General features: G+C 71.3%; 14 protein-coding genes and 1 pseudogene. 13 read left to right on the top strand and 2 right to left on the bottom strand.

The features are described 5' to 3' along the window. The first annotated feature begins 28 nt into the window (after window positions 1-28). Both ACFULQ_RS31695 and ACFULQ_RS31700 read left to right on the top strand, forming a co-directional pair. Window positions 29-1,501, top strand: coding sequence for a GntP family permease (locus ACFULQ_RS31695; protein WP_383550642.1), 1,473 nt, complete (start codon window positions 29-31; stop codon window positions 1,499-1,501). Window positions 1,502-1,584: 83 nt separating this feature from the next. Then, entirely contained in the window at window positions 1,585-2,064 is a 480-nt protein-coding gene (locus tag ACFULQ_RS31700; protein ID WP_383550560.1) for a hypothetical protein, read from the top strand. A gap of 73 nt (window positions 2,065-2,137) precedes the next feature. Here ACFULQ_RS31700 and ACFULQ_RS31705 read toward each other — a convergent pair whose 3' ends face one another. Then, the gene (locus ACFULQ_RS31705) at window positions 2,138-3,481 is read right to left on the bottom strand and encodes a M14 family metallopeptidase (RefSeq protein ID WP_383550562.1); all 1,344 of its coding nucleotides are present in this window, start codon (window positions 3,479-3,481) and stop codon (window positions 2,138-2,140) included. A 278-nt stretch (window positions 3,482-3,759) separates the two neighbouring features. Between ACFULQ_RS31705 and ACFULQ_RS31710 the strand changes: the two genes are divergently transcribed. The 6 genes and pseudogenes from ACFULQ_RS31710 to ACFULQ_RS31735 all read left to right on the top strand — a co-directional run bounded on the left by ACFULQ_RS31710 (window position 3,760) and on the right by ACFULQ_RS31735 (window position 10,662). Beyond that, entirely contained in the window at window positions 3,760-6,051 is a 2,292-nt protein-coding gene (locus tag ACFULQ_RS31710; protein WP_383550564.1) for an ATP-binding protein, read from the top strand. 82 nt (window positions 6,052-6,133) lie between these two features. Then, window positions 6,134-7,033 (top strand): anti-sigma factor RsbA family regulatory protein, encoded by a 900-nt coding sequence (locus ACFULQ_RS31715; protein WP_383550566.1) that lies wholly within the window; start codon window positions 6,134-6,136, stop codon window positions 7,031-7,033. 79 nt (window positions 7,034-7,112) lie between these two features. Then, on the top strand, window positions 7,113-7,595 hold the full coding sequence (locus ACFULQ_RS31720; protein ID WP_383550568.1) for an ATP-binding protein: 483 nt from the start codon (window positions 7,113-7,115) through the stop codon (window positions 7,593-7,595). A 57-nt stretch (window positions 7,596-7,652) separates the two neighbouring features. Beyond that, window positions 7,653-8,963 (top strand): Nramp family divalent metal transporter, encoded by a 1,311-nt coding sequence (locus ACFULQ_RS31725; RefSeq protein ID WP_383550570.1) that lies wholly within the window; start codon window positions 7,653-7,655, stop codon window positions 8,961-8,963. Window positions 8,964-9,279: 316 nt separating this feature from the next. Next, window positions 9,280-9,468 (top strand): annotated as a pseudogene (locus ACFULQ_RS31730) (GntR family transcriptional regulator); the annotation flags it as partial. Between the two features lie 882 nt (window positions 9,469-10,350). Next, window positions 10,351-10,662: a hypothetical protein gene (locus tag ACFULQ_RS31735; protein WP_383550572.1), complete on the top strand. Its 312-nt coding sequence runs from the start codon at window positions 10,351-10,353 to the stop codon at window positions 10,660-10,662. 89 nt (window positions 10,663-10,751) lie between these two features. Here ACFULQ_RS31735 and ACFULQ_RS31740 read toward each other — a convergent pair whose 3' ends face one another. Next, a complete protein-coding gene (locus ACFULQ_RS31740) occupies window positions 10,752-12,440 on the bottom strand; it encodes a chitinase (protein WP_383550574.1) in 1,689 nt (562 codons plus the stop codon). A gap of 244 nt (window positions 12,441-12,684) precedes the next feature. Here ACFULQ_RS31740 and ACFULQ_RS31745 point away from each other — a divergent pair, with 244 nt between their 5' ends. The 5 genes from ACFULQ_RS31745 (at window position 12,685) to ACFULQ_RS31765 (ending at window position 16,812) form a co-directional block, all read left to right on the top strand. Continuing rightward, window positions 12,685-13,581: a hypothetical protein gene (locus tag ACFULQ_RS31745; RefSeq protein ID WP_383550575.1), complete on the top strand. Its 897-nt coding sequence runs from the start codon at window positions 12,685-12,687 to the stop codon at window positions 13,579-13,581. 66 nt (window positions 13,582-13,647) lie between these two features. Further along, window positions 13,648-14,349 carry a Flp pilus assembly protein CpaB gene (cpaB, locus tag ACFULQ_RS31750; RefSeq protein ID WP_383550577.1) on the top strand — a complete coding sequence of 234 codons (702 nt, stop codon included), beginning with the start codon at window positions 13,648-13,650 and terminating at the stop codon, window positions 14,347-14,349. Window positions 14,350-14,358: 9 nt separating this feature from the next. Then, window positions 14,359-15,609: a CpaE family protein gene (locus ACFULQ_RS31755; protein ID WP_383550579.1), complete on the top strand. Its 1,251-nt coding sequence runs from the start codon at window positions 14,359-14,361 to the stop codon at window positions 15,607-15,609. Between the two features lie 524 nt (window positions 15,610-16,133). Next, window positions 16,134-16,457: a pilus assembly protein gene (locus tag ACFULQ_RS31760; RefSeq protein WP_383550644.1), complete on the top strand. Its 324-nt coding sequence runs from the start codon at window positions 16,134-16,136 to the stop codon at window positions 16,455-16,457. A 1-nt stretch (window position 16,458) separates the two neighbouring features. Further along, window positions 16,459-16,812 carry a TadE/TadG family type IV pilus assembly protein gene (locus tag ACFULQ_RS31765; protein ID WP_383550581.1) on the top strand — a complete coding sequence of 118 codons (354 nt, stop codon included), beginning with the start codon at window positions 16,459-16,461 and terminating at the stop codon, window positions 16,810-16,812. The last annotated feature ends 9 nt before the right edge of the window (window positions 16,813-16,821 follow it).

The raw sequence follows: 16,821 nt of genomic DNA on the forward strand, positions 1-16,821 counted from the left end.
GCTCCATGGACTCACGCAGAGGACCCCCATGCCCCCCTCGCTCGCCGCGACCACCGAGACACCCCCGCACACCGGTGGCCTGCTCCTCCTCGTCGACGGCACCGCCGGCCTCCTCACGGTCGCCGCCCTCGGCATCGCCCTGCTGCTGTTCCTGATCATCAAGGCGAGGCTCCAGCCCTTCGTCGCCCTGCTCGGCGTCTCCATAGCCGTCGGCCTGCTCGCGGGTCTCTCCGTCACCGAACTCTTCGGCACCGTCCAGCGCTCCGACGCCGTGTCCACCATCGAGTCCGGGATGGGCGGCATCCTCGGCCATGTCGCGATCATCATCGGCCTCGGCACCATGCTCGGCGCGATCCTCGAAGTCAGCGGCGGCGCCGAGGTGTTGGCGTCCCGGCTGCTGAACCTGTTCGGCGAGAAGCGGGCACCCCTCGCGATGGGCCTCACCGGCCTGATCTTCGGCATCCCGGTCTTCTTCGACGTCGGCATCTTCGTGCTCGCGCCGATCGTGTACGCGGCGGCCAAGCGCAGCGGCAAGTCGATCCTGCTCTACTGTCTGCCGCTGCTGGCGGGCCTCTCCATGACCCACGCCTTCCTGCCCCCGCACCCCGGCCCGGTCGCGGCCGCCGGTCTGCTCCACGTGGACCTCGGCTGGGTGATCCTCATGGGCATCGTCTGCGGCCTCCCGGCGGTGCTGGCCGCGTGGGCCTACTCCGCCTGGGTCGGCCGCCGCATCTTCGTCGCCGTACCGCAGGACATGGTCGAGGCGGCCGCGGAGGCCCGGCAGGCGGTCATCGAGGAGCAGCGCGCCCAGGGCGTCGCACCCCGCGAGGACCCCGTCCCGCTCGGCACGGTCCTCGGCATCATCGGCACGCCCCTCGTCCTGATCCTCGCCGCCACCTTCTCCTCGATCGCGCTCGACCCCTCCACCGGCCGCTCGGTGATCGAGTTCTTCGGCAGTCCCTTCGTGGCCCTCACGATCGCCCTGGTCCTCGCGTACTACCTGCTCGGCATCCGCCGCGGCTGGTCCCGCAAGTCCCTGGAGACGGTGTCGACCGCGTCCCTCAAGCCGGTCGGCAACATCCTGCTCGTCGTCGGCGCGGGCGGGGTCTTCGGCGCGGTCCTCAAGGCCAGCGGGGTCGCCCAGGCCCTCTCCGACACCTTCAACGACGTCGGTCTGCCGGTGCTCGTGCTGTCGTACCTGATCTCGGTGGTCCTGCGCGTCGCCCAGGGCTCGGCGACGGTCGCGATCGTGACGACGGCCGGCATCGTGGCGCCGCTGCTGTCCGAGGGCCACCACTCCCAGGCCTTCGTCGCCCTCGTCATCATGGCCATCTCGGCCGGCTCCATCTTCGCCTCGCACGTCAACGACGGCGGCTTCTGGATGGTCGCCAAGTACTTCGGCATCAGCGAACGCGACACCCTGAGGACTTGGACCGTCCTGGAGTCGGTCCTGTCGGTGGCCGGGTTCGCGGTGGCGGCCGTACTGAGTGTGTTCGTGTAGGTGTTGTAGCCCCATGTAGGCGTCCGATAACGATGTAGGGGCCGGCTGTGCCGGGCACAGGATCGTCGACCATACTGCCCGCTGTGGAGCAGCGCATAGGTTCGAGCAGCCAGCCCCTGGAAGGCGCCGGATTCGACCCGGCCTACATCCCCGGGCTCACCTCGCCCGTGTCCGGCGAGGCGGAGTCCGTCCCGGAGAAGGCGGAGGTGACCGCGGAGGACGCGGTCGAGGAGCCTGCCGAGGAGGCCGTCGAGGAGGAGGCTCCCGACGGCCCCGTCTTCGAGGCCTCCGACCGCCGCGCGAGGATCGTCGCCGACCACCAGGGCGTCCGCCTCTCCCTCGACGACCAGTCCTGCGAGTTCCGCTGGGACGAGATCGGCGCGGTCGAGACGGAGACGCCCCGGTTCGGCAAGCGCTACACCATCACCGTCCACACCCCGGACCGCCGTTGGTACCCGATCGAGATCGAGGCGGCGTCACGATCCGACTTCGCCAAGTGGGACGAGCAGTTGGACGCGGTGATGGACGAGTACTTCGAAGAGGAGTCGACGGAAACCGACTAAGGGGCGCGGGGAACTGCGCGACCAGCCACAACGGACCCGCAGCTCCCCACAACCCGTCACCCCCGTCGGCGCCCTAGCAGTACTGCGCCTGCTTCCCGATGGACCGATACATGCAGTCCGAGTTCTCCAGCAGCTGCAGCACCGCGTCCCGGTTCCGTGACGTCTCCCGCTCGATCACCTCGTCGGGCGGGTAGAAACCGCCCCCGGAACTCGACGACGGATACATCTCGAAGGTGTACGAGAAGATCTTGTGCGTGCCCCAGAGATAGTCGTCGATCGACCCGTCGGTGATGTACAGGTCGCTCGCCTGCTCCGCCGTGTACCCGTTGCTCGCGGCCATCTTCTGCCCGACCGCCTTGAACACGGCGTTGTCGTCGGCCGTCATCCCGGTCGCCGTGTCGGAGTACGTGTACCCGTAGGGCCACAGCACCAGTTCGCTGTACGTGTGGAAGTCGATGTTGGTCTTGATCTGCTGCACCCCGCCGACGACCCGGCTGCGCACGAAGTTCGCGACCACCTTGACCTCGGGCGCCGACTCCGCCGCCGTACCCCGGTAGGTCTCGGAGGACGTCGAGCCGGAGGAACCGCCGCAGCAGCCCCAGCGGTAGGCCCAGTTGCGGTTGAGGTCCGTACCGACCGCGGAGGAACCGGAGTTGGGCTGCCGGTTCTTGCGCCACGAGCGGTACGAGCCGGACGCGATGTCGTACTCGCCGCCGTCCGGGTTGAGGTCGGGGATGATCCAGATCTCCCGGTTGTTGACCATGTTGGTGACCCGGGAGTCCGAGCCGTACCCCGCGCCGAGTTCGCGCAGCAGGTACAGCGCCATCTCCACGGTGAGGTGCTCACGGGCGTGCTGGTGGTGGGTGAACAGCACCTCCGGCTCGGCCTCGTCGGTCGCCACGTTGTCGCTGATCTTGATGGCCACGATGTCCCGGCCCTGGTACGACGTGCCGATGACCCGCTTGCTCATGATGTTCGGGTAGGCGGCGAGCCGTTGGTCGATCTCGGCGTTCATCTCGGCGTAGTTGTGGTAGCGCGAGTCCGCCGAGGGGAAGTCGAAGAGCCGGGCCTCATCGGGTGCCGCCCGGTCCGGGGCGGTGCCCAACGGCTGGACCTCGTAGCCGAGTTGGCGGAGCTTCTTGATCTGCGAGGCGTGGCCGGAGACGACCACCGTCTCCTCGTCCGCCTCGTCGACCGTCACGCCGGCCTGCTGGATCGCCGTACGGGTCACGGGAGTCGTGTGCTGCTGGATCTCGTACTGCCGGACGTCCTCGGCGCTCGGGGCCGCCTTCGGGGCGCTGTCGGCGTTCGCGGAGAGCGGGGCCGCGAGGGCGAGGGCCATGAGGGAGGCGACGGCGGCGAGGGTGGCGTAACGGGTGCCGCCACGGGCGCCGGAACCGCGTATGCGAAGTCGCATGAAGTCTCCTGTGTTCTCCAGGGATTCCGGGATCTCCGGAAGCGGGGAGTGGAGCGGGGGGTGGTTCAGCGACGTACAGGTGCGGGTGTGCCGCTTATCGTCCGTGCCTGACATGGTCAGGTCAAGAGGGGGTGGGGTCGGCGCAGTGTACGCGGATCGGCGCACCAGGACCCGGTCCCGGCGGAAGTACACCCGCGGGTGTGAGCCGTACGTGCATATATGTAAGAACCGGGACCACAGTGGGATCCCCGCCCCCCACTCCGGAGGACTGGCTGATCATGCGGCACCTGCCGGTCGAGACGACCAGTTTCGTCGACCGGCGCCGTGAGCAGGCCGCGGGCCGCGAACTGCTCACCCGCGCCCGCCTGGTCACACTGACCGGCCCCGGCGGCGTCGGCAAGACCCGCCTCGCCGCCCGCATCGCTGCCCGCGCGGAACGCACCTTCCCCGACGGCGTCCGCTTCGTCCACCTCGCGGGCCTGCACGACCCGGACCTGGTCCCGCTCGCCGTCGCCGACGCGCTCGGCCTCCACGACCACTCCGCCGGGCCGCCCTCGGCCGCCCTCGTCGACCGACTCCGCGACCGCAGGCTGCTGTTGGTCCTCGACAACTGCGAACACCTGCTGCCGGCCTGCGCCGACCTCGCCGCCGCGCTGCTGCACGGCACCGCCGGGGTGCGGATCCTCGCGACCAGCCGGCACCGGCTCGGTCTCACCGAGGAGAACCTCCTCGACGTACGACCGCTGCCGGTCCCCGATCCGGACGGCGACCTGTCCGCCGCCGACGGCTACCCGGCGCTGGCCCTCTTCGCCGACCGGGCCGCCGCCGTCGTGCCCGGCTTCGCGCTCACCGCCGGCAACCGGGCCGCCGTCGCCCGACTGTGCCGGCGTCTCGACGGACTCCCGCTCGCCATCGAACTCGCCGCGGTCCGCATGCGGGTGCTCGGTGTGGAACAGCTCCTGGAGCGCCTCGACGACCGCTACCGCCTCCTGACCTCCGGCAGCCCGGCCGCCCTCCCGCGCCACCGGACCCTGCGGGCCGCCGTCGACTGGAGCCACGACCTGTGCACCGCCCGCGAACAGCTGGTCTGGGCCCGGCTGTCCGTCCCGGCCGGCGGCTTCGACCTGGAGACCGCGGAGGAGGTCTGCGCGGACGGCGACCGCCTGCACCGCGCCGACGTCCTGGACGCGGTCGCCGGCCTGGTCGACAAGTCGGTGCTCTCCCGGGAGGCCGGCCCCGAAGGGGTGCGTTACCGGTTGCTGGACACCCTGCGCTGCCACGGCCTGGAGCGGCTGCGGGAGGCGCCCGGCGAGGAACTCGCCACCCGGCGCCGGCACCGTGACTGGATGCTGCGGCGGGCCGCCGCCTGCGAACGGGCCTGGTTCGGACCCGGGCAGCGGGACATCGTCGCCCGGCTCCGCGCCGACCAGGACAACCTGCGGGCCGCGCTCGACTTCAGCCTCGGGACCCCCGCCGAGGCGCTCGCCGGGCTGCGGCTCGCGGGCACGCTCTGGTTCTACTGGCACGCCTGCGGAGCGCCCCGCGAAGGACGCCACTGGATGGAGCGGGCCCTCGCCGCCAACCCGGAGCCGACCCCCGAGCGGGCCCGGGGACTGTGGGTGGCCGGACTGCTCGCCGGCTGCCCCGAGGACCTCACCCGGGGCCTGCGCCGGGCCGAGGAGGCCCGGGACCTGGCCCGCGAGCTCGGCAACGCCGCCGAAGCCGCCCACGCCGAGTACGTCATCGGTGTCGTCCGGCTCTTCGCCGACGAACTCCCCGCCGCCCTCGCCCACTTCGAGGCCGGCGTCGCCCGCGGCCCGGTCCCCGGCCAGCACCTCAGCCTCGTCGGCCTCGACCAGGTCGAACTCGCCTGCGCCCTCGGCTTCCTGGGCCACGCCGACCGGGCCGTCGAGGTCTGCGAGCGGACGCTCGGGCTCTGCGAGGAACACGGCGAGGAATGGGTCCGCTCCTACGTCCTGCGCATGCTCGCCCTCGCCCACACCGTGAAGCAGGACTGGCCCCGCGCCGAGCGGTACGCCCGCGACGCCCTCCGCCTCAAACTCGCCGTCCACGACGTCATCGGCCTCGCCCTCACGCTGGACCTCGCGGCGCGGATCGCGGCGGAGCGCTCCGCGTGCGAGCGGGCGGCGGTCCTGCTGGGCGGGGCGGACCGCGCCTGGACCGCCGTCGACCAGGGGCGCTGGGGTTCGAAGGCGCTGAACTCCGCGCGCCGCGAGACGGAGAGCCGGGCCAGGTGCGCGCTGGGGCGGGCCGCGTTCACCTCGTCCTACGACCGCGGAGCGGGGCTCAGCCTCTCCGAACTCGTCGGCTACGCCCTCCAGGAACCGGCGCTCACCGCCCGGCGCTCACCGGAGGGCCCGGAGGTCCGCCTCACCCCCCGCGAGGCCCAGGTCGCCGAACTCGTCGCCGAGGGGCTCGCCAACCAGCAGATCGCCGACCGGCTGGTCATCGCCCGCCGTACGGCTGAAGGACACGTCGAACGGATCCTCAACAAGCTCGGCTTCAACACGAGAACGCAGATCGCGACATGGGTTACTGCGCAGCGTTGACGGCTGAGGGCCGGTGGGGGCTGGTCGCGCAGTTCCCCGCGCCCCTGAGGAAGAACACCGTCCCTGTGATCAAAGGACACCTATGCCCAACCTCCCCACCCCCTTCGACCACCGCATGTCCGTCCACTCCACCGACGAGGAGTTCCTCGCCGCGGCCCTTCCCTTCCTCGGCGAAGCCCTCGATGCCTCCGGTGACCCCCCGCCCGCGGCCGTCACCTCCCCGCACAACCTCGGCCTGCTCCGGGACGCGCTCGGCGGGGACGCCCAGCGGGTGGTCCTGATCGACCACACCGACTGGTACACCGGATCCGCCGCCAACGCGGTGGCGCAGGGCGCCGGTTACCTCGCCGCCCACGCCGGACCCGGCGGGCGCATCCATCTGCTCATGGAGCCCGTCTGGAACGGCAGGGCCGGCCGGTCCCCGCGGGAGGCCGCCGAGTGGATCAGGTACGAGGCGCTCGCCAACCTGCTGTTCGCGCCGCTCGCCACCACCGCCCTGTGCGTCTACGACACCCGCACGGCGGGAGCCGCGATCGTCGAGGCCGCCCGCCGGGCCCACCCGGGGACCGGCGTGTACGAGGAGCCCGTACGGCTCGCCGCCGAGCTGGACGCCGTACCCCTGGCTCCGCCGCCGCCGGACGCGGAGCTGCTCGGCTACCTGGGCGCCGAGGCCGTACAGCTCAGGGTGCGGGGCCGTGGGCTCGCGCCGGCGGACGCCGAGCTGTTCGCGACGGCCGTCGAGGAGGCGGCCCGGGCCGTGGGGCAGCGATCCGGTACCGCGCTGCTGTGGGGCCAAGGGGCGCACTGCGTATGCGAGTTGCGCGCCGAGCGGCCGGTCGACGATCCCCTCGCCGGATTCGTGCCACCGGACGCCACCGACCTGGAGCCGGGCCAGGGGCTCTGGTACGCGCGTCAGGTGTGTGCGTACGTCGACGTGCGCGACGACCGGGACGGCTCGACCGTACGACTTCAGTACGCGTAGCCGTGCAGGTGTGGCGCAGGTAGGGAATCAGGTAGTACTCCCCGTGCGGCCGTACCCCCGCGGGAGCCACCCTGGGTACATGCTGCGACTTTCCGGCGGACGGCTCCCGGATCCCGACCCTCGCTACGCCGACTACCCGCAACCCCCGCTGGGAGCAGGTCACTTGAGCGTCGAGTACGACCCCCGCCCGTCCGCCGTGCGCGAGGCCAGGGCCGAGGTCCGCAAACAGCTGGAGGGGTGGGGGCTCGCGGAGGCCGCCGACGTGGTGGACACCGCCGAGCTTCTCGTGAGCGAACTGGCCACCAACGCCCTGCTGCACTCGGCGAGCCGCTTCACCCTCACCCTGTCGGCCGCGCACGGCGTGCTGCGCTGCGAGGTCGCCGACTCCGGCCGCCGCGCGCCGCGGGTGCTGGACGCCGGCTCCTCGGAGAGCGGTCGGGGGATGTTCCTGGTGGCGGCGCTCGCGCTGCGCTGGGGCTGTCTTCAGAACGACGGGCCGGGCAAGACGGTCTGGTTCGAACTGGGCACCTGCGGGGCCGGGGGCTGCGCCGGCGAGGTCTGACTTCCTTCACCGTATGCCCTCTTGTCGGTCCGAGATCTTTAGGGTTTCTTGACCTTCATGGCGGACACCACGGACAACACAGTGACCGGTGAGGCGACTTCCGTACCCCGCAAGTCCAGTTGGCGGTACATCGGCCCGGGGATCGTCGTCGCGGCGACCGGTGTCGGCGCCGGTGACCTGGTCGCCACGCTCATCGCGGGCAGCAACTTCGGCTACACACTGCTGTGGGCGGCGGTGATCGGCTGCCTGGTGAAGATCTCCCTCGCGGAGGCGGCGGGCCGCTGGCATCTGTCCACCGGCCGGACCCTGTTCGACGGCTGGGCGAGCCTGGGCCGTTGGACCACCTGGTTCTTCGCCGTCTACGTGGTGATCTGGGGCTTCGTGTACGGCGCGGCGGCGATGTCGTCGAGCGCGCTGCCGCTCCAGGCGCTGTTCCCGGACGTGATGGACCTCGAATGGTGGGGCGTCGGCTGCGGGTTGGTCGGTCTGGTCTTCGTCTGGTTCAACAAGTACGCGGTCTTCGAGAAGGTCATGACGGTCCTGGTGGGCGTCATGTTCGTGGTGACGGTGTACCTGGCGATCAGGGTCACCCCGAACCTGGCGGACGCCTTCGCGGGCCTGCTGCCCGTCCTGCCCGACGAGAAGGACTCGATCCTCAACACCCTCGGCCTGATCGGCGGGGTCGGCGGCACGATCACGCTGGCCGCGTACGGCTACTGGGTCAACGCCAAGGGGTGGACCGACACCGGGTGGATGAAGGTGATGCGGCTCGACAACCGGGTCGCGTACATCACCACCGGCATCTTCGTCGTCGCCATGCTCTTCGTCGGCGCGGAGCTGCTGCACTCCGCCAACGTGGCGATCGCGAGCGGCGACAAGGGGCTCATCCAGCTGAGCGACATCCTGGAGGACGAGTACGGCACGGCCACGGCCAAGTTCTTCCTGATCGGCTTCTTCGCCACGTCCTTCACCTCGCTGATCGGGGTGTGGCACGGGGTGAGCCTGATGTTCGCGGACTTCGTGGCCCGCTTCCGGGGGCAGGGCGAACAGAAGGGCGAGGAGGTGGCCTCCGGGGTGCGCGAGCGCTCCTGGCCCTTCCGCGCGTACCTGCTGTGGCTGACCTTCCCGCCCATCGTCCTGCTCTTCCAGGGCCAGCCGTTCCGTCTGATCATCATCTACGGCGTCCTCGGCGCGGCCTTCCTCCCCTTCCTGGCCGCCACCCTGCTCTGGCTCCTCAACTCCCCCCGCACACCGAGGGAGTGGCGCAACGGCCCGCTGAGCAACGGGATGCTGGCGATCGCGGGCCTGCTGTTCCTGACCCTGTGCGTAAAACAAATCTGGGACCAGCCGTGGTCGGAGTTCTTCTGACGGGGGGGTTCGTGGTCGGGGGGCTTGATGACGCGGGGTCGGGGTGTGGACGGGGGGCCACGCGGGCTCCCGGGGTGAGGCTCCGGGTGCGGGGGTGCGGTAGCGGTCGTGGCGAAGAGGCGGTGCTGGTTTGGCCGACGTGCGGGTGGGCGGGAGACGGTGAGGTGGGCGGAAGAGGGCAGGCCCGCGGGAGAGGTGAGGGGCGGGCGGCCGGGGCCGGGGCCGGGGCCGGGGGCGGGGTCTGGGGCGACGGGCGGAGCGGGAGAGTCCCGGGAACCCGGCGTCTCCTCGGCCGGAGCGGACGGGCGTCAGGAGCTTCCACCTCGGCCTGCTCGCCCTAGCGGGCAACGCGCACCTGGTCGAGGTGGTCCGGGACATCCGCAAACGGTCCCGCCTGTACGGACTCACTCCGCTGGTGAAGTTGGTCGCCCGCGACGAGGGGGCGGTACGGGCTGTGATGACGCGGCATATCGGGCATGTGCGGGGGTTGTGGGCGGCGCGGTAGGGGGGCGGGGTCGCGGGGTCGGTCGGGTCTCGGGAGCCGGGTTCCTGTGGCGTGGAGGCTCGGGTGGGCATGCGGGAGAAGGTCAAGCTGGCGGGCAGGAGAGAGTGAGGGGGCGGTGAGACGAGCGCGAGGGTGTTCCTGGACGTCCCGTCCGGCGGGGCCGGGGGGCCATCCCCGCGTCGGCCGCCGGGAGGGGCGGATATCCTCGGCCCCCGGGAACCACACCACCGACGAGGGCCGACGAAGATGACCACCCCACCGACTCCCTCAGGACCGACCCCGCCCACGGACCCACCCCAGGCAACACCGGACGCCACCGCGCAGCCCTACGACTCCTCCCCGGAATCGGACTGGCTCATCGCCCCACCGACCCAGTCCGCCACTCCAACGGCAACTCCCGAGCCCCTCCCGGCGCCGCCGGTCGACCCGCAGGCGCCGGTCGAGCCGCTCCCGGCGTCGCAGACCTCGGTCCCGCAGATGTCGGTCCAAGCATCCCCGGCTCCACAGGCCCCGGTTGGGCCGCCGCCGGCGCCGCCCGTCCCGGCCCCGCACGCCCCGGTCGAGCCGCCCCCGGCCTCGCACATGCCGGTTCAGCCATCCCCGGTCCCGCAGACCCCGCCGCCCCCGGGTGCGTGGGCGCCTGTCGCGCACCCCTCGGTTTCAGCGGTTCCCGGCGTGCAGTCACCTGCCGATGCTGGCCCCGTCCCACCGGTCGCCGACCCCTCGGTGCCCCCTCCCGTGGGCGCCCACCCCGGTTTCGGTCCGCCCGCTTCCGCCGTTGCGCCCGGTTTCGGTCCGCCGGTGCCTTCGCCGTACGCACAACCCGCCCCGTATCCGCCCCCGCCCCCGTACGGGCAACCCGTCACCCCGCAGCCGTACCCCGTGCCCCCGCCCCACCCCCAACAACCCACCAACGGCCCGGAGTTCATGGCCGTCGACCGGCGTAACTCCATCGTCGTCGACTCCGCCGGTGTCGCCTTCGAGGATCACGGGTACTCCGCCGAGTTCCCCTGGCACGAGATCCGCAGCGTCCACTACAAGGCCGGCCCCAACGGCAAGACGCTGATGATGGCCGTCGTCCACCTCGACGGACGCTTCTACGAGTGCGTCGTGGACGCGAAGAACCGGGACCTGCTGGGCCGGTGGTTCGCCCAACTGGCCCCGATTCTCGGCTACTACAAACCGCTGGCGTGAAGCCCGGACACTCCGGAGTCGTCCGCGAACTCCGCTGAGCCCGAAGATCGCAGAGACGGAGAACCCGGCCGCCGCACCCCGATCACCGCCTACGGCAACCCGTGCACATGCGGCCCCACCGCGTTGGACCACGCATTCCCCGCCGCCGCGTCCCAGTTCGTCGACCAGGTCATCGCGCCACGCAGGTCCGGGTAGGTCCTCGACGGCTTGAAGGACCCGCACCCCGTGCCCTTCGTCAGGCAGTCCAGGGCGTTGTTCACCACGCTCGGGGAGACGTACCCGCTGCCCGCCCCGCTCGTGGAGGCCGGGAGGCCGAGGCCCACCTGGGACGGGGACAGCCCGCCCTCCAACTGGATGCAGGCCAGCGCCGTCAGGAAGTCCACCGACCCCTGCGAGTACACCTTGCCGTCGCAGCCCAGCATCGAACCGCTGTTGTAGTACTGCATGTTGACGACCGTGAGGATGTCCTTCACGTTCAGCGCGGTCTGGAAGTACGTGTTCGACGTCGACTGCATGTCGATCGTCTGCGGCGCCATCGTCAGCACCAGGGACGGCCCCGCCTTCGCCGACAGCGACCGCAACGCCTGTGACATGTAGGTCGCGTTGAGCCCGTTCTCCAGATCGATGTCGACCCCGTCGAACCCGTACGTCTGCATCAGCCCGTACACCGAGTTCGCGAAGTTCGCCGCCGAGGACGAGTCGCTCACCGACACCGTGCCGTTCTGGCCGCCGACCGAGACGATGACCTTCTTGCCCGCCGCCTGCTTCGCCTTGATGTCCGCCTTGAACTGGTCGACGGTGTACCCGCCGAGCCCGGCCGAGTCCAGGTTGAAGGTCACCGCACCCGGCGTCGTCGTCGCGTCCGCGAACGCCACCGCGATGATGTCGTACTGCGACTGCACGGCCGACAGCTTCTGGACCGTCGCCCCGTTGTTGAAGTTCTGCCAGTACCCGGTCACCGCGTGCTTCGGCACCGTGCCCCCGCCGCCGCCCGTGGCCGAGGTCCGGCCCGTCACCGTCGCGGACTTCGCCGACTCACCCGCCGAGTTCGTCGCCGTGACCTGGAAGCCGTACGACGTCGACGCGGCGAGCCCGGTCACGGTCGCCGAGGCCCCCGTCACCGCCAGGACCTTGGTGTCGTCCCGGTAGACGTTGTACCCGGTCGCTCCCGACACCGCGTTCCAGGCCAGCGAGACCGACGAGGACGACGTACCGGAGACCGTCAGGCCGGCCGGCACCGAGGGGATCGTAGGGGCCGGGTCGCCGCCACCGCCGCCGTCGGGGCCGTAGACCGACACGTCGTCCGCGAGGTACGCGGCCTGGCCGTACCAGCCGTGGGTGTAGACCGTCACCGAGGTCGTCGAGGCGCCCGTCGTGAAGGTGGTCGTCAGCTGCTTCCAGGACGCGGAGTCCGGGGTCCAGGTCGACACGTCCGTGGTGCCGGTGCCGGTCGCGCCGAGGTAGGCGTAGCCGCCCTGCACCCACGCGCTCAGCGTGTACGTGGAGTTGGGCTTCACGGCGACCGTCTGAGTGCAGCGCGCGTTGTCCTGCCCGGCCGGTGTCGCCTTCAGCGCGGCCGAGCCGCCGTGCACGGGGGAGGAGACGGTCGTACCGCTGCTCGCGGAACAGGTCCATCCCGACAGGCCGGACTCGAAGCCGGCGTTCTTCGCGTTGTTGATGTCGGCGGCGGAGGCGGGGTGCGCGAACCCCAGGGCGAGGGCCGCGACGGCGGTCGTCGTCCAGAGCGTCCGGAGCCGTCTTCTGCTGAGTATGGGCATGACAAGAGAGTTGGTCCAGACCAATTCCTTGTCAAGGGCGGCGGGCGCAACTCGCCCTTCTCCGGCTCACGCACGTGGCAAGTGCGCCCCATCTAGGCGGGAATCGCCCGCTTTTGATCCCGCAGACAGGTCAGGAAGTCACAGAATCGCTGTTCTCCGGTCACAGAGCCGTGGTTACAGTGCTCAGGTAGTCACGCAGTGAAGTCGACCGGGTGCGCCGGAGTGATCCGTCGGGCCCTCGGGCATGGGATACAGGGAGCTGCGCGTGCCAACTGCCATCGCAGTGACCGGTGCCGACATGGCGCTGCCGGCGCAGGACGAGCGGACCCTGCCCGCCGTCGTGCTCGACGGCCTCGACCGGCAGCCGCTGGACCACTCGCTCGCCGCGCTCCAGACGCTGATCGACCAGCACGGCCATGTGATCGTCGTGTACTCCCATGCCGTGTCCCCGGCGGTGGACCAGCGGCTGCGCACCGTGCGGTCCCTGCTGGAGAGCGACCGGATCGCCCTGTTCCAGCCCGATCTGCCGCCCCTCGGACTCGCCGTCCTGGCGCGTCAGTTGCGACAGCTGGCCTCCTGCGACCTGAGCCCGGGTGTCCTCGCCTCGGCGGGCCGGTTGCTCACCCACTACCTCCACGCGGGCGCGCTGCTCGGCTCGGTGGCCAAGCTCGACCGGGTCCCCGTCGCGCTCAAGTCGCACGCCAAGTCCTGGGTCCCGGGCAGCCAGTTCGCCGTCCTCGCCCACCCCCAGCCGCAGCTCGTCAGGCTCGCCCCGGACGCCACGCTCGCGGGGCCGGAGTTCGCCACCTCGATGCTGGTCGCCCGCGGCCAGCTCCAGTCCGACTGGGTCTCCGGGAGCCTCGCCAAGTCCTGGCGGATCCAGGGGCTGCGGGAGACCCCGCTGCCCGCCGAGTCCGTCGAGTGGTGGGGCACCGGCAAGCTGATCGAGTTCTGCACCTTCCTGCCCGACCTGTCCGTCCTTTACCAACTGGTCACCTCGGTACGGCAGAACATCTGTCACTGGTGCGGTATCGACGTCATCGGAGACCGCTGCGTCTTCTGCTCGGCCACGGCACCGGTGGCGCCCGTACCGGAATTGCAGCAGCAGCAAAGGCACCAGCACCAACTGCCCGCCGGGTGAGCCGTACCGGATCGCCCCCGTCCCCGACTCCGCCCGACCGAGCCCCCCAACGAGGTTGTACGGTTCATGAACTCCCGTCAGCGCCGCGGCGTGATACTCCTGCTCCTGTCGGTCCTGGGCGCCCTCGCGGCCTTCGCCGGCGTGCTCTCCGTCATCAACGACGTGAAGTCCAAGGTCGGCCCCGAGGTCGCGGCGTACGAGGTCAAGGACGACATCCAGCCGTACACCCGGCTCACCGCGGCGCAGTTCGAGAAGACGGAGATGCCCGAGCGCTGGCTGTCGCCCAACGCGATCACCGATCTGGCGGCCATCAAGGACAAGATCGCCGTGACGACGCTCAAGAAGGGCTCCCTGCTCCAGAGCGACATGGTCGTCGACCAGCCCGAGCTCCAGCCGGGGCAGCAGGAGGTCGCCATCATGATCGACGCGGCGACCGGTGTCGCCGGCAAGATCACCGCGGACTCCCGGGTCAACGTCTACGCCACCTTCGAGGGCCAGAAGGAGGGTGACCCCGACCAGTCCAAGATCATCGTGATGAACGCCCGCGTGCTCGACGTCGGCGACATCACCGCCCTCCAGCCGGACGCCGACAGCCGGGAGGCGACCCGGGCCCGGCCCATCACCTTCGCCCTGTCCACCCTGGACGCCCAGCGCCTCACCTACGCCGAGTCCTTCGCCAAGCGCGTCCGGCTCGCGCTGGTCGCCCCCGGGGACACCGGCACCATCCCGGAGCAGGACCGCACCTACGAACTCACCAAGGACAAGTGAGAGGCCGCCATGCCCACGAGGATCCTCCCGGCAGTCGGCGACGCGGACGCGGTCCGCTCCCTCACCACGCTGCTCAGCCAGCTCCCGGACGCCGAACCCGTCGCCCCGGTCACCGACTCCACCCAGCTCATCGACACCCTCGCGCGCCTGGCGTCCGAGTCGATCGACGAGCTGCCCGAGGTCGTCGTGGTGCACGAGCGGATCGGGCCCGTCCCGGCCCTGGAACTGATCCGCGAGGTCGCCCTGCGCTTCCCGGCTGTCGGTGTCATCCTCGTCACCTCCGACATCAGCCCCGGCCTCTTCCAGGCCGCCATGGACTACGGCGCCCGCGGCCTCATCGCCCTCCCGCTCGGCTACGAGGAGCTCGCCACCCGGGTGCACGCGGTCGCCCAGTGGTCGGTGGGCGTACGACGGCACCTGGGCGCCACCACCGACGTGTTCACCGGCGTCGGCGGCACCGTCGTCACCGTCAGCGGCGCCAAGGGCGGTGTCGGCGCCACCACCACCGCCATCCAGCTCGCCCTCGCCGCCCAGGCCTCGGGGCGCACCACCGCCCTGCTCGACCTGGACCTCCAGACCGGTGACGTCGCCTCCTACCTGGACGTGCAGTTCCGCCGCTCGGTCGTCGACCTCGCCGCCATCACCGACATCTCCCCGCGCGTCCTCGCCGACGCCGTCTTCGCCCACGACACCGGCCTCGCCCTGCTGCTCGCCCCCGGCGAGGGCGAACGCGGCGAGGAGGTCACCGAGCGCGCGGCCCGCCAGATCGTCTCCGCCCTGCGCTCCCGCTACGAGGTCGTGGTCGTCGACTGCGGGGCCCAGCTCAGCGGGGCGGGCGCGGCGATCGTCGAGATGGCCGACACGGCTCTGCTGGTCACCACCCCGGACGTGGTCGCCGTACGCGGCGCCAAGCGAGCCGTGCGGATGTGGGACCGGCTCCAGGTCCGCAAGGCCGAGGAGACCACCGTCGTCGTCAACCGGCACAGCCGTGGCACGGAGATCCAGCCCCCGCTCATCCAGAAGATCACCGGCACGGGCGTCGCGGCGACCGTGATCCCCGCGAACTTCAAGGAGCTCCAGGGCGCGGTGGACGCGGGCCGGGTCCACGAACTCGACGCCAGGAGCACGGTGAAACAGGCCCTGTGGACCCTCGCTGGCGAACTGGGCCTGGTCAAGGGCACAGAGGCGAACTCCCACCGCAACGGCGGCCGAGACCGCGCCTCACTGAGCTTCCGACGACGGAGGGAGCTGGGGAGATGAGGGGCGCGGTGGGGTGGGGTCGGCGTTCGGATCCGGGCCGGGGCGGGAGGGGGCGCTTGCCGGTCGGGTCGGGGGGCGCGGGTGGGTGCGAGGAGGGGCGCCTGCCGGTCGAGTTGGGCGGCGCTGGCGGGTGCGAGGTGGGGCGTTTGCCGGTCGGGTCGGGGGGCGCTGGCGGGTGCGAGGAGGGGCGCCTGCCGGTCGAGTTGGGCGGCGTGGGCCGGCGTGGACAGCCGCGAGGCCGGGGCCCGGCGACCGGGGACACCGTGGCCGGGGGTTCGCTCTCCGGTGGGCCGGGTGAGGGGGGCCCGCTTTCCGAGGGCACGCGTGTCGAAGAGGCGGTCCCTAGTACCGAAGGGGTGCTCCCGAGTACCGAAGGGGCGCTTCCGCGTGCTCAAGGGGTGCTCCCGGGAGGCCCGCTCACCGTAGGCACGCGTGCCGCCTCCAGCGACACCGGGCCGGCCAACGGGCGTGGTCCGGCCCGGTCCCGCCGCGACGACGGGCAGGTGACGATCGAGTTTCTCGGGATGACCCCGCTGATCCTCATCACCCTGGTGCTGCTGTGGCAGTTCGTGCTGCTGGGGTACACCTTCACGCTCGCGGGGAATGCTGCGGACGAGGCGGTACGAGCCGCGACGGCGGCGGCGCCGGGGGAGCGGGAGGCCGCGTGCGAGCAGGCGGGACTGGACAAGCTGCCGGGCGCCTGGAGCGGCACGGTGAACTGCGCGACCGGCGGCGGCTATGTCACGGCCGACGTCCACCTCGACGTCCCCGTCCTGTTCCCGGGCACCATCGCCTTCCCCTTCCAGGTCGACGGACACGCGGGCGCCGTGGAGGAGGACAAGGACTGAGATGCCGTACTCCCGAAAGAGCCTTCGTGACCGCGGCCAGGTGGCGCTCGAGTACCTCGGCTTCATCCCGATCCTGATCCTCGTCGCCATGGCCGGCGTGCAGATCGGGCTCATCGCCTACACCGCCCAGCAGGCCGGCACCGCGGCCAGGGCCGGCGCGCGGGCCGCCTCGCTCGACCTGAGCGCGCAGGACGGCTGTGTCAACGCGATCAGCGACTGGCTGTCCGTCGCCTGCACCGAGGGCGGCGGCGACGACACGGTCACCGTCACCGCCACCGTCCAGATCCCGTCGATCGTCCCCGGCTGGGACTTCGACCCCGCCGTCAAGACCGCCACCATGCCGCTCGACCACTGAACGAGGTAC

It is taken from the genome of Streptomyces sp. NPDC057253, from assembly GCF_042669125.1.
Lineage (GTDB): Bacteria > Actinomycetota > Actinomycetes > Streptomycetales > Streptomycetaceae > Streptomyces.

Excerpts from the sequence above, each read along its gene's own strand:
- ACFULQ_RS31695 (WP_383550642.1), top strand. The coding sequence starts at position 29 with ATGCCCCCCTCGCTCGCCGCGACCACCGAGACACCCCCGCACACCGGT.
- ACFULQ_RS31705 (WP_383550562.1), bottom strand. The coding sequence starts at position 3,481 with ATGCGACTTCGCATACGCGGTTCCGGCGCCCGTGGCGGCACCCGTTAC.
- ACFULQ_RS31710 (WP_383550564.1), top strand. The coding sequence starts at position 3,760 with ATGCGGCACCTGCCGGTCGAGACGACCAGTTTCGTCGACCGGCGCCGT.
- ACFULQ_RS31715 (WP_383550566.1), top strand. The coding sequence starts at position 6,134 with ATGCCCAACCTCCCCACCCCCTTCGACCACCGCATGTCCGTCCACTCC.
- ACFULQ_RS31720 (WP_383550568.1), top strand. The coding sequence starts at position 7,113 with ATGCTGCGACTTTCCGGCGGACGGCTCCCGGATCCCGACCCTCGCTAC.
- ACFULQ_RS31725 (WP_383550570.1), top strand. The coding sequence starts at position 7,653 with ATGGCGGACACCACGGACAACACAGTGACCGGTGAGGCGACTTCCGTA.
- ACFULQ_RS31740 (WP_383550574.1), bottom strand. The coding sequence starts at position 12,440 with ATGCCCATACTCAGCAGAAGACGGCTCCGGACGCTCTGGACGACGACC.
- ACFULQ_RS31745 (WP_383550575.1), top strand. The coding sequence starts at position 12,685 with ATGGGATACAGGGAGCTGCGCGTGCCAACTGCCATCGCAGTGACCGGT.
- cpaB (WP_383550577.1), top strand. The coding sequence starts at position 13,648 with ATGAACTCCCGTCAGCGCCGCGGCGTGATACTCCTGCTCCTGTCGGTC.
- ACFULQ_RS31755 (WP_383550579.1), top strand. The coding sequence starts at position 14,359 with ATGCCCACGAGGATCCTCCCGGCAGTCGGCGACGCGGACGCGGTCCGC.
- ACFULQ_RS31760 (WP_383550644.1), top strand. The coding sequence starts at position 16,134 with ATGACCCCGCTGATCCTCATCACCCTGGTGCTGCTGTGGCAGTTCGTG.
- ACFULQ_RS31765 (WP_383550581.1), top strand. The coding sequence starts at position 16,459 with ATGCCGTACTCCCGAAAGAGCCTTCGTGACCGCGGCCAGGTGGCGCTC.